This window comes from Yersinia vastinensis, assembly GCF_044905075.1.
Taxonomy (GTDB): Bacteria; Pseudomonadota; Gammaproteobacteria; order Enterobacterales; family Enterobacteriaceae; genus Yersinia; species Yersinia vastinensis.
In genome coordinates this window covers 243,247-255,946 of the sequence record NZ_CP173260.1, presented here as the reverse complement: position 1 = coordinate 255,946, position 12,700 = coordinate 243,247, and the positions used below count along the sequence as shown (strand labels likewise).

Below are 12,700 nucleotides of genomic sequence, written 5' to 3'. Positions count from 1 at the left end.
ACGTTTCAACTTGGGAGTTAAAAATGGTAACACTGGAAGACGTCGCGGTATTAGCCGGGGTTTCCCGCGCTACGGTTTCCCGCGTGGTCAACGGTGATACCAATGTTAAAGCCCTGACTCGCGAAAAAGTCGAACAAGCCGTGGCAGTATTGGGATACACCCCCAATCCTGCTGCGCGCGCACTCGCTTCTAGCCAAAGCAATACGCTGGGGCTGGTGACCACCTCATATCGGGGGGGATTTTTTGGCGCACTGATGGATTTCGTGCAAACCGAAGCTGAATCTCAGGGTAAACAGTTGCTCGTGACTCAGGGGCGGGATAACGCAGATAAGGAGTGGCAGGCTATTCAGCGCCTGTATAACTTACGCTGCGACGGTTTAATTTTGCATGTCCGTTTTCTCAGTGACGAGAGATTACGCCAGCTCGCTACGGCTGGGCGGTCATTCGTCTTATTAGATAGGTTGGTTCCCGGCCTTGAAGCCCGTTGTGTCACTTTCGATCATCGTCGTGCCAGTCAAATGGCAACGCAGGTACTTATTGATGCTGGACACCGCCGCATTGCGTGCATCAGTGGTTCCGCCCAGCGCCATTCCAGTGAACTGCGTCGCCAAGGTTTTATTGATGCGATGCAATTGGCTGGTTTAGAACCTGTCGCCTGTGTGGAAGGGGTTTACGATCTGGAGAGTGGTCATCAGCGTGCTGATGAGATCCTTAAACAACCGCAACTGCCGACTGCCATTTATTGTTGTAACGAAGAAATGGCTATTGGTGCTTTGCTAGCGATTAATAAGCACCACTTGCAAGTGCCGCAAGATATTTCACTGCTTTGCTATGACAGTGGTGAGCGCGCCCCTTTTGTCAGCCCAGCATTAACCAGCTTGCATTTTCCCATCGTCGAAATGGCGCAATATGCCACACAATTACTGATTAACCCGCTCATTCCCCCCGTCAATTTCCCACCGGCCATCATCCAGCGCGATTCCGTTGCCCCACCTAAGATTTAAGGTGTTAATTTGTGACGCCTCACGATTATTCATAACTACATTTCATGCATTACATTAAAAGTTGGATGTAAATCACAAAAACTCACTATGCCTGTGCTAGGATCCGCGCCCTCAGTACTGAACTGGTTTGAACCCCATTTATGTATGTTCTTACTTATATTGTCTTAACACTATGCTGACACAGGCCCCATCTATGAATAACAGCAACCGCATTCGACTAACTTGGATCAGTTACTTTTCTTACGCCCTGACAGGTGCGTTAGTTATTGTCACCGGGATGGTGATGGGGAATATCGCAGAATATTTCAATCTGCCTATTGCCAGTATGAGTAACACATTTACGTTCCTTAACGCAGGCATCTTGATCTCTATTTTCCTCAATGCCTGGTTGATGGAAATCATTCCATTAAAGCGTCAGTTGGTGTTTGGTTTTATTCTGATGCTCATTGCCATTGCCGGATTGATGGTTGGCCATAGTCTGCTGGTCTTCTCCATCAGCATGTTTATCCTTGGGGTAGTCAGTGGGATCACCATGTCGATAGGCACCTTCTTGGTCACCCATATATATGAAGGCCGCCAACGCGGTTCACGCCTGCTGTTCACTGACTCATTTTTCAGCATGGCTGGGATGATTTTCCCGGTAGTAGCCGCCATGCTGCTGGCTCGCCATATTGAATGGTACTGGGTCTATGCATGTATTGGTTTACTGTATGTGGGGATTTTCGTGCTGACACTGTGCTCTGAATTCCCGGTTCTGGGCCATAAAGCTACTGACCAGAGCAAGCCTGTTGTGAAAGAGAAATGGGGCATTGGCGTACTGTTCCTGTCGATTGCCGCATTGTGTTATATCCTTGGACAACTCGGTTTCATCCAGTGGGTGCCTGAATACGCGACCAAAACCTTCAACATGGATATCAGCCAGGCAGGGCAATTGGTCAGTAATTTCTGGATCTCTTACATGATTGGGATGTGGGTATTCAGCTTTATCCTGCGCTTCTTCGACCTGCAACGTATCGTGACCATATTGGCGGCGCTGGCAACATTGGCGATGTATATGTTTGTCACTACCAATAACCCAGAACACCTGAGCTACTACATTCTGACGTTAGGTTTTGTCTCCAGTGCCATTTACACCACACTGATTACTCTGGGTTCACTGCAAACCAAGGTGTCTTCACCAAAACTGGTGAACTTCATTCTAACTTGCGGCACTGTTGGTACCATGCTCACTTTCGTGGTGACCGGCCCGATTGTGGCAAACAGTGGCGTTCATGCTGCACTGGCCACAGCCAATGGGCTGTATCTGACGGTATTTGTGATGTGTCTGATTCTTGGCTTCTTCACTAAACACCGCAGCCACGGTCACGTGACTCACTGATTGACCTGTTTTACTGCCCTACGATCCTTGTGGTTGTAGGGCACTCCCCGTCCTATTTGAAACTCATGTCTATTTGAAGTTAATGACTTCCTCTTGTCCCAAATATATTCGACTCTCTGCGGGTTGCGTCTTGGCGATCACCACACCATGACGAATTGAATAGCGTACTGGGACCTGCCGTCGTACCGCATCAAAACCACTGTCGGCGGGCAAAATAATCAGATTGGCGCTGTTGCCGGGTTGCACACCGTAATCCGATAAATTCAATGTTCTAGCACTGTGGGTGGTTATTAAATTCAGTCCATCATTGATTTGGCTGTATCCCATTAACTGGCAAATATGTAATCCCATATGTAGCACCTGCAACATATTGGCCGTGCCCAGTGGATACCACGGATCAAAGACATCGTCATGACCGAAACAGACATTAATCTCTGCCGCCAGCATCTCTTTAACTCGCGTAATACCGCGCCGCTTTGGATAAGTATCAAAGCGCCCTTGCAGATGAATGTTGACCAGTGGGTTAGCAACAAAGTTAATACCGGACATTTTCAACAAGCGGAATAATCGAGAAGCATAAGCGCCATTATAGGAATGCATTGCCGTGGTGTGGCTGGCGGTCACTCTCGCCCCCATGTTTTCCCGATGCGCCAATGCCGCCACGGTTTCAACAAAACGCGACTGTTCATCATCAATTTCATCACAATGCACATCCACCAGCCGCTGGTATTTTTGCGCCAGAGCAAAAGCAATGTGCAGTGATTCGACGCCATATTCGCGGGTAAATTCGAAGTGAGGAATGGCACCGACCACATCAGCACCCAGCCGCAGTGCTTCTTCCAGTAATGCCGCACCATCTGGATAGGAAAGAATTCCTTCTTGTGGGAACGCGACAATTTGCATATCGACCCACGGGCTGACTTCTTCTTTGACTTCCAGCATGGCACTCAGCGCCGTTAAGCTGGGATCTGACACATCCACATGGGTACGTACATGCTGAATTCCGTTGGCAATTTGCCATTTCAGTGTTTGCCATGCGCGCTGTTTAACATCTTCACGGGTCAGCATGGCTTTGCGCTCCGCCCAGCGCTCTATGCCCTCAAACAGAGTGCCAGACTGGTTCCAACTTGGTTGCCCTGCAGTTTGGGTCGTATCCAGATGAATATGTGGCTCAATAAATGGCGGTAATGCCAACCCCCCCAATGCATCCAATACGCCAGTACCGCTAGCAAGCTGTTCCGGCTGTGGGGAAATGGCAGTAATCTTGCCGTCTGCAATGGCTATCTGCCATAACCCGACTTGCCCAACAAGACGCACATTATTGATTGTGGTGACTAAATGATGCTGTAAACATTGGCCCGCCATCGATGCCTCCAATATGAGTTAGTACTCTCGTCATCATAGATGAGTTATTGGCTTTAGCTTACCCCACTCACCGCAACTCGCCCGATTTTCTTTAAATAAAACACCATTTCAAAACTGAATCCATTCAGCTAAAGATGAGTAAAATCCGCAACTTATAAAAAACGTTAAAAATCATGCATCTACCACCTTAGAGGTATATAGGAGGCTAATTGATTTACATCAATAAATACGCTGTGTGGAAGATTAATGTGAGGGTAGAAAACTAAAATTTGAGGCAAAAATGAGCAAAGTCAAACTTGCCATCATCGGCAACGGTATGGTCGGCCACCGCTTTATTGAAGACCTATTGGATAAAGCAGATAAAGACCAATTTGAGATAACCGTATTTTGCGAAGAGCCACGCATCGCTTATGACCGGGTTCATCTTTCATCTTACTTTTCCCATCATACAGCTGAAGAACTGTCACTGGTTCGCGAAGGCTTTTATGAAAAACACGGTGTCAAAGTGCTGGTTGGTGAACGTGCCATTACCATCAACCGCACTGAGAAAGTTATCCATTCCAACAGCGGCCGTACTCTGTATTACGACAAGCTGATTATGGCAACGGGTTCTTACCCGTGGATCCCGCCCATTAAAGGTAGCGAGGGACAAGACTGCTTTGTCTATCGCACCATTGAAGATTTGAATGCCATCGAAGCTTGTACCCGCCGCAGTAAACGCGGGGCCGTCATTGGCGGCGGGCTGTTAGGGTTAGAGGCCGCAGGTGCGCTGAAAAGCTTGGGCGTTGAAACCCATGTGATTGAGTTTGCGCCCGTTTTAATGGCCGAACAGCTTGATCCGATGGGGGGCGACCAATTGCGCCAGAAAATTGAGCGCATGGGGGTGAAAGTCCACACCGGAAAAAATACCCAAGAGATTGTTCACTCTGGTAAAAACAGCCGCAAAACTATGCTGTTTGCCGATGGTACACAACTGGAAGTCGATTTCATCGTCTTCTCCACCGGTATTCGTCCACAAGACAAGCTGGCTCATCAATGCGGTTTAGCCACAGCACGCCGTGGTGGTATCGCCATTAATGACTATTGCCAGACTTCCGACCCAGATGTGTACGCCATTGGCGAATGTGCATCCTGGCAAGAACGCACTTTCGGGTTGGTCGCGCCAGGATACAAAATGGCACAAGTGACTGCCGACCATTTGCTGGGCCGCGAGAATGCTTTCTACGGTGCGGATATGAGCGCCAAACTGAAACTGCTGGGAGTTGATGTCGGCGGGATTGGTGATGCTCATGGCCGTACTGAAGGCGCCCGTAGCTATGTTTATCTGGATGAAAGTAAAGAAATTTATAAGCGTTTAGTGGTCAGTGCCGATAATAAGACCCTGTTAGGGGCCGTGCTGGTGGGTGATACCAGTGATTACGGCAATCTGCTGCAACTGGCTCTGAACAACATTGAGCTACCAGAAAACCCAGATAGCCTGATTTTACCCGCTCATGCTGGCAGCAAACCGGCGATGGGGGTTGATTCTCTGCCGGATACTGCACAAATTTGTTCCTGTTTTGACGTCACCAAAGGCGACATCATTCAAGCTATTGGCCAGGGCTGCCATACTGTTGCTGCGCTGAAATCCGCCACTAAAGCGGGTACGGGTTGCGGTGGCTGTATCCCACTGGTCACTCAAGTATTAAATGCAGAGCTTAGTAAACAAGGTATTGAAGTTAATCACCATTTATGTGAGCACTTCGCCTATTCTCGCCAAGAGCTGTACCACCTGATTCGCGTCGAGGGGATTAAGAGCTTCGATGCTTTGCTGGAAAAATATGGCAAAGGTTACGGCTGCGAAGTGTGTAAACCGACCATCGGTTCGTTGCTGGCATCCTGCTGGAATGACTACATTTTAGCTCCGCAGCACATGCCATTGCAGGACACCAACGACAACTTCCTCGGCAATATCCAAAAAGACGGCACCTACTCGGTCATTCCGCGATCACCGGGCGGCGAGATCACGCCAGATGGCCTGTTAGCCATTGGCCGTATCGCCAAACAATACAATTTGTACACCAAACTGACCGGTTCTCAGCGAGTGGGGATGTTTGGCGCACAGAAAGATGACCTGCCGGCAATTTGGGCGCAACTGATTGAAGCGGGCTTTGAGACCGGGCATGCCTATGCCAAAGCATTGCGCATGGCGAAAACCTGTGTCGGTAGCACTTGGTGCCGCTATGGTGTGGGTGACAGCGTCGGCTTTGGTGTCGCGCTAGAGCATCGCTACAAAGGCATTCGTACACCACACAAAATGAAGTTTGGGGTTTCTGGCTGTACCCGTGAATGTTCTGAAGCACAGGGTAAAGATGTGGGGATCATTGCTACCGAAAATGGCTGGAACCTGTATGTCTGCGGTAACGGTGGGATGAAGCCACGTCATGCGGACTTACTGGCGGCGGATCTCGATGAAGAGACTCTGATGCGCTACCTCGACCGCTTTATGATGTTCTATATCCGTACTGCCGATAAACTGCAACGCACCTCGGTTTGGCTGGAAAGCCTCGAAGGCGGTATTAACTACCTACGCGCCGTGATAATCGACGACAAACTGGGCATCAACGAGCAGTTAGAAACCGATATTGCCCGCCTGCGCGACAAAGTGACCTGCGAATGGAAAGCCACTGTCGAGAACCCTGCGGCACAAGTGCGTTTCGCCCACTTTATTAACAGCCCGCTACGCGACCCAAATGTACAAGTGGTGCGTGAGCGCGAACAACATCGCCCGGCACGCCCAGATGAACGCATCCCTGTCCGGGTACTGGAACTGGAGGATAACCTATGAGTCAGTGGATCCCACTTTGCCCATTAAACGACATTTTACCCGGTAGCGGTGTATGTGGCCTGATTGGTGAGCATCAAGTCGCGGTTTTCCGCCCTTACGCTGACGAGCAGGTCTTCGCCATCAGCAATATCGACCCTTTTGCACAAGCTAGCGTGCTGTCTCGTGGGTTAATTGCCGAGCATCAAGGCGATTTGTGGGTTGCCAGTCCACTGAAAAAGCAGCACTTCCGATTACATGATGGTTTGTGTATGGAAGATGAAACTCGCTCGGTTGCCCATTATGACGTGCGAGTCCGTGACGGCATTGTGCAAGTGAAAGCCTGATAAATAACGGAAAAATCCAACTATAGCGGATTTAGACAACATAACTTTTGGACACATCCAATGTATAGCGACACCATCAATAAATGCGCGGCCAATGCGGCCCGAATCGTCAAACTGGCCAAAGAAAGCCCGTTAGGTTTTTGGATTGGCTCCGCCATGGCCGGTGCCTATGTTGGCCTTGGCATTATTCTGATTTTCACACTGGGTAACTTAATCGATCCCGCCTATCGTCCATTAGTGATGGGGGCAACTTTTGGTCTGGCGCTGACCTTGGTGATCATCGCCGGTTCTGAGTTATTCACCGGCCACACCATGTTCCTGACTTTCGGGGTTAAAGCCGGCACCATTAAATCCAGCCAGATGTGGGCGGTATTACCACAAACGTGGCTGGGGAACTTACTGGGTTCTGTTTTTGTCGCTCTGCTCTACTACTACGGTGGCGGCAGTTTACTTCCGGTTGACACCAGTTTGGTGCACACCGCCGCGCTGGCAAAAACCTCTGCACCGGCTATGACCTTATTCTTCAAAGGTGTACTATGTAACTGGCTGGTTTGTCTGGCGATCTGGATGGCAATTCGTGTTGAAGGTGCAGCGAAATTTATCGCTATCTGGTGGTGTTTGCTGGCCTTTATTGCCTCTGGCTATGAACACTCCGTCGCCAACATGACCCTGTTCGCATTGTCTTGGTTTGGCAATCACAGCGAGGCTTACACCTTAAATGGTATTGGCCACAACCTGTTGTGGGTCACGCTGGGGAACACCCTGTCTGGGGCTGTATTTATGGGGCTGGGCTACTGGTATGCCACCCCACGAGATCAGCGCCCACAACCTGCGGCAATCAATACACCACAGGCGGTTAAGCAGTAATAACTATGAATAACCAGCCCGCAGGGGCTGGTTTTGCCACACGCGGCCTTAACTTGAAGGATTGCCGATGGACTACTTCCCGATTTTCTGCCAACTGCAACACAAAGCCTGCCTGCTGGTCGGTGGTGGTGAAGTTGCTGAACGTAAAGCCCGCCTGCTGCTGGATGCGGGTGCCGCCGTCACCGTCAATGCTTGCGAATTTACACCGCAATTTTACGATTGGGCGGATGAGGGGAAACTTTCATTGGTTCATGGTGAGTTTGCGCCCGAACTGCTGGCTGAAAAGTGGCTGGTCATTGCGGCAACGGATCAAGTGGCCGTCAACGCATTAGTTTACCAAAGTGCCAACCAGCAGCGGGTATTCTGTAATGTGGTCGATGACCCCAAACGCACCAGCTTTATCATGCCGTCGATCATTGACCGCTCTCCTATCATGATTGCCATCTCTTCCGGCGGTAAAGCACCAGTATTGGCCCGACTACTGCGGGAAAAACTTGAAGCCATACTGCCACAACATTTGGGGCAACTGGCACAGTTGGCGGGCAATTTGCGCCAGCGTGTGAAACAACATTTTGCTGCAATGGTGGATCGACGCCGTTTTTGGGAAAAATTGCTAACCCATGACCGTTTGGCGCAATCACTGGCAAATGAGGATCAAGGACAAGTTGAGAAGCACATTGAGCAGTTATTTAACGCCCCACTGGCGGATCGTGGAGAAGTGGTGTTAGTTGGCGCGGGACCGGGCGATGCGGGTTTACTCACCTTGAAAGGTTTGCAGCAAATTCAGCAAGCCGATGTGGTGGTGTATGACCGGTTGGTTTCTGATGAAGTGATGAATCTGGTGCGCCGCGATGCCGAGCGGATTTTTGTTGGCAAATCATCGGGCCGCCACACTGTCCCTCAAGAGCAAATTAATCAAATTTTGTTGCAGCAAGCGCAGCAAGGAAAACGTGTGGTGCGCTTAAAAGGCGGCGACCCGTTTATTTTTGGTCGTGGTGGCGAGGAGTTGGAAACGCTAGCGAACGAGAATATTCCATTTTCAGTGGTTCCGGGCATCACCGCCGCTTCCGGCTGTTCTGCCTACAGTGGCATCCCACTGACTCACCGCGATCATGCACAAAGTGTACGGCTGATTACTGGCCACGCCAAGAAAGACAGTCAGTTAGATTGGGCTAATTTGGCGGCAGAAAAACAAACGCTGGTGTTCTATATGGGGCTATCGCAAGCCGGCGAGATCCAGCAGCAATTGATTCGACACGGCATGTCAGCCACAACACCGGTAGCGCTGGTTGAAAATGGTACTTCGCGACATCAGCGAGTTGTTAGTGGCGAACTGAGTCAATTGGCATTGCTTTCCCAGCAAGTGTGCAGCCCCAGCCTGATTATTGTTGGTAGCGTCGTCAGCTTACGTGAGAAACTGAATTGGTTTTCTAGTGCTGAACACGGTAAAGCCAAGGTAAAAGAAGCGGCTGAAAGCGTGGGTTAAGCGGAGTAAAGCAAGAAGGGGGAGTGCTCCCCCCTTCAGATGATTTATTGACGAGCGCGTTTGACCTTACGGATGCGCGACAAAACCGATAGCTTCGTACACTTTCGCCAATGTATCTTGTGCTCGAGTACGTGCTTTCGCCGCCCCTTCACGCATCACTTCCTGCAAGAAGGCCTCGTCTTCACGATAAGTGTGATAACGCGCCTGCAACTCACTCAGCATGCCAGAAACCGCTTCAGCAACCGCACCTTTTAAATGACCATACATTTGGCCTTCAAACTGTGCTTCCAATTCAGTAATAGATTGGCCAGTTACACCAGACAGAATATCCAGCAAGTTAGAAACACCGGCTTTCTTCTCAGTGTCGTAGCGAATAACCGCGGGTTCGTCAGAATCGGTCATGGCGCGTTTAATCTTTTTCACGACTGACTTAGGATCTTCCAGTAATTCGATGACGTTATTACGGTTATCATCCGATTTAGACATTTTTTTGGTCGGATCCTGCAGCGACATTACTCGTGCACCGGCTTTAGGAATAAATGGCTCAGGAATTTTAAAGATATCGCCATACAGATTATTAAAGCGGTTGGCGATATCGCGGCTCAATTCCAGATGTTGTTTCTGGTCTTCACCTACCGGCACCTGATTAGTCTGATACAGCAAAATATCGGCCGCCATCAATACCGGGTAATCAAATAAACCGGCGTTAATGTTCTCAGCATAGCGAGCAGACTTATCTTTGAACTGGGTCATACGGCTCAATTCACCGAAATAGGTATAGCAATTCAGCGCCCAGCTCAGTTGAGAGTGCTCTGGCACATGAGATTGCACAAAAATGGTACTTTTCTTTGGATCAATGCCGCATGCCAGATAGAGAGCCAGAGTGTCTAAGGTTCTCTTTCTGAGTAATGCCGGATCTTGACGAGCAGTAATGGCATGCAGGTCAACGATGCAATAGATGCAATCATAATCATCTTGCATCTGTACCCACTGACGCAGTGCACCCATGTAATTGCCAATGGTCAATTCGCCGGACGGCTGCGCGCCGCTAAATACGATAGGCTTTATTGATTTATCGGATATAGCTGATTCAGTGGGTTTACTCATTTTATACTTCCTGATCTTTTAAAGATGACAGCCCGATGGCGGGCAACAGATCGGCAAAGTGATCCAGCACACAGTCCGGATGACTGGTGGCAATAGCTTCGCCGTAGTTATATCCATAGGTTAACCCAATACTTGGGCAACCCACCGCCTGCGCGGCCATAATGTCATTACGCGAATCACCGACAAACAGCATTTCATGGGCGCGTAAGCCGAGTTTAGCCAATAACAAATACAGAGGGGCCGGATGGGGTTTCTTCACTACCACGTCGTCACCGCCGATAATGACGGAGAAATAATCGGCAATACCCAGTGACGCCAACAGCGGGGCAACAAACGGTGTAGGCTTATTGGTAATCAGCCCCATAGGCAAGCCAACGGCGGCCAGTTGTTCCAAGGTGGCTTTCACCTGTGGGAATAGCTGGCTTCCCTGCTCAACCGTCTTAGCATAATAATGGTCAAACAACTCGCGCATATGGGCAACCGCCTGCACATCTGGCTCACGGCCAGCCCAACGCAAAGCCCGCTCAACTAAGACATCAGCGCCATTACCAATCCAGGTCGACACCAAATCTTTACCGGCTGCCGGTAAGCCTTGGTGCTGCAACGCCATATCAATCGCACTGGCAAGACCCGGCGCACTATCGACTAACGTGCCATCTAGATCAAAAGCCACACCACGGATCGAATCAAATTTAGCCATTGGCAGACATCGCCAATTCACTGCGCATTGCATCAATGACCGCAGCATAATCTGGCTGATTAAAAATAGCGGATCCGGCGACAAACATATCCGCACCGGCGTCGGCTATTTGACGAATATTCTCTACCTTCACCCCGCCATCCACTTCTAAACGAATATCATAGCCGCTGTCATCAATGAGTTTACGCACTTGGCGTAACTTATTCAGCGTCTCGGGAATAAATGACTGCCCACCAAAACCTGGGTTTACCGACATCAACAAAATGACATCCAGCTTATCCATCACATAATCAAGATAGCTCAGAGGCGTGGCTGGGTTGAACACCAAGCCCGCCTTACAGCCACTCTCTTTGATGAGCTGCAAAGTGCGGTCAACATGTTCAGAGGCCTCTGGATGGAATGAAATATAGGTAGCTCCTGCTTTGGCAAAATCCGGGACAATACGGTCAACCGGTTTTACCATCAGATGCACATCAATCGGCGCAGTAATACCATAATCACGCAACGCCTTGCATACCATCGGGCCGATGGTCAGGTTAGGAACGTAATGATTGTCCATCACATCAAAATGCACAACATCAGCACCGGCGGCCAGCACCTTCTCAGTGTCTTCGCCCAAACGAGCAAAATCAGCTGACAGAATAGACGGGGCAATTAAAAACTTTTTCATCCGCTTCTCCAAACATGTCTCTTTGTTTTATGAAATGCCGGCAAAATTTAAATAATTAATTGATAAGTAATAACTTTATCATTATCTACGTTAGCTTTTTATTTCATAAATCATTGGGTTTGAATCTTTACCGAGCAGCAATATCCACTCAGCTATACAGCGCCAAAAGCTCGTTCACTTTACTACGGCCAAGGATATTACGGCTGATAGTACGACGCGCTTTGACCACATGCAGTGACGCCTGATGATACCAATCGCGCGTCAATTCTGTGTCGTGATTAGAAATCAGAACCGGGATCTTGTTCTCTGCAGAAAGCTGATAAGCAAGACGAGCCAGATTCTGTTGATCCGCAAGACCAAAATTATTGGTGTGATATGCCGTAAAATTAGCCGTCGCCGATAATGGCGCATACGGAGGATCGCAATAAACCACCGCCCCATGCACAGCTTTTAATAGCGTTTCCTGATAATGCTCACAAACAAAAACAGCATTTTGCGATTTTTCAGCAAACCAATACAGCTCTGACTCTGGGAAGTAAGGTCTTTTGTAACGACCAAAAGGCACATTGAATTCACCGCTCAAATTATAACGACACAGACCGTTATAACAATGGCGATTCAAGTAGAGAAATAATAATGCGCGGCGATAGGCATCGGTACTGGCGTTAAACTCTTGCCGCAGCAGGTAAAACTGTTCGGAATTATTGAAATCGCCAGTAAATAAAACGCGAGCATCCCGCACAAAATCATCGGTGCGGTCCTTCACGATATTGTAGAGGTTGATAAGATCGCTGTTGATATCGGCCAGTATGTAAGACTCATACTCAGTGTTAAGGAACACCGAACCCGCACCGACGAATGGCTCTATCAAGCAGTCTCCCGCTGGAAGATGGCGTCGTATGTCATCAACCAGCGGATATTTCCCACCAGCCCATTTTAAAAAAGCGCGGTTTTTCTTCATGCCGTCAGTTAG

The 12,700-nt window shown here is 49.2% G+C and carries 11 protein-coding genes; 6 read left to right on the top strand and 5 right to left on the bottom strand.

Annotated elements, in window-relative coordinates; genetic code table 11:
- Window positions 1–23: 23 nt before the first annotated feature.
- A complete protein-coding gene (locus ACIOG0_RS00960; protein WP_050099570.1) occupies window positions 24–1,004 on the top strand; it encodes a LacI family DNA-binding transcriptional regulator in 981 nt (326 codons plus the stop codon).
- Window positions 1,005–1,197: 193 nt separating this feature from the next.
- On the top strand, window positions 1,198–2,382 hold the full coding sequence (gene tsgA / locus ACIOG0_RS00955) for an MFS transporter TsgA (protein ID WP_050099569.1): 1,185 nt from the start codon (window positions 1,198–1,200) through the stop codon (window positions 2,380–2,382).
- Between the two features lie 69 nt (window positions 2,383–2,451).
- On the opposite strand, the gene ACIOG0_RS00950 is transcribed toward tsgA, so the two are convergent.
- Entirely contained in the window at window positions 2,452–3,747 is a 1,296-nt protein-coding gene (locus ACIOG0_RS00950; RefSeq protein ID WP_050139998.1) for a cytosine deaminase, read from the bottom strand.
- 280 nt (window positions 3,748–4,027) lie between these two features.
- Here ACIOG0_RS00950 and nirB point away from each other — a divergent pair, with 280 nt between their 5' ends.
- The 4 genes from nirB (at window position 4,028) to cysG (ending at window position 9,250) form a co-directional block, all read left to right on the top strand.
- Window positions 4,028–6,574, top strand: a complete 2,547-nt coding sequence (nirB, locus tag ACIOG0_RS00945; protein ID WP_145582063.1) for a nitrite reductase large subunit NirB — start codon at window positions 4,028–4,030, stop codon at window positions 6,572–6,574.
- Window positions 6,571–6,897, top strand: a complete 327-nt coding sequence (gene nirD / locus ACIOG0_RS00940) for a nitrite reductase small subunit NirD (protein WP_050123740.1) — start codon at window positions 6,571–6,573, stop codon at window positions 6,895–6,897. The genes nirB and nirD overlap by 4 nt, the downstream gene beginning before the upstream one ends.
- Before the next feature lie 60 nt (window positions 6,898–6,957).
- Window positions 6,958–7,764, top strand: coding sequence for a nitrite transporter NirC (gene nirC, locus ACIOG0_RS00935; protein WP_050140000.1), 807 nt, complete (start codon window positions 6,958–6,960; stop codon window positions 7,762–7,764).
- Window positions 7,765–7,831: 67 nt separating this feature from the next.
- Window positions 7,832–9,250 carry a siroheme synthase CysG gene (cysG, locus tag ACIOG0_RS00930; RefSeq protein WP_050099564.1) on the top strand — a complete coding sequence of 473 codons (1,419 nt, stop codon included), beginning with the start codon at window positions 7,832–7,834 and terminating at the stop codon, window positions 9,248–9,250.
- A gap of 66 nt (window positions 9,251–9,316) precedes the next feature.
- Here the strand turns inward: cysG and trpS are convergent, their stop codons facing one another.
- The 4 genes from trpS to dam all read right to left on the bottom strand — a co-directional run bounded on the left by trpS (window position 9,317) and on the right by dam (window position 12,688).
- A complete protein-coding gene (gene trpS, locus ACIOG0_RS00925; RefSeq protein ID WP_050099563.1) occupies window positions 9,317–10,357 on the bottom strand; it encodes a tryptophan--tRNA ligase in 1,041 nt (346 codons plus the stop codon).
- Window position 10,358: 1 nt separating this feature from the next.
- Window positions 10,359–11,057, bottom strand: coding sequence for a phosphoglycolate phosphatase (locus ACIOG0_RS00920; RefSeq protein WP_128451418.1), 699 nt, complete (start codon window positions 11,055–11,057; stop codon window positions 10,359–10,361).
- Window positions 11,050–11,727, bottom strand: coding sequence for a ribulose-phosphate 3-epimerase (rpe, locus tag ACIOG0_RS00915; protein WP_050099561.1), 678 nt, complete (start codon window positions 11,725–11,727; stop codon window positions 11,050–11,052). The genes ACIOG0_RS00920 and rpe overlap by 8 nt, the downstream gene beginning before the upstream one ends.
- 148 nt (window positions 11,728–11,875) lie before the next feature.
- Complete coding sequence (gene dam / locus ACIOG0_RS00910) at window positions 11,876–12,688, bottom strand: adenine-specific DNA-methyltransferase (RefSeq protein ID WP_050099560.1); 813 nt, start codon at window positions 12,686–12,688, stop codon at window positions 11,876–11,878.
- Between the last annotated feature and the right edge of the window lie 12 nt (window positions 12,689–12,700).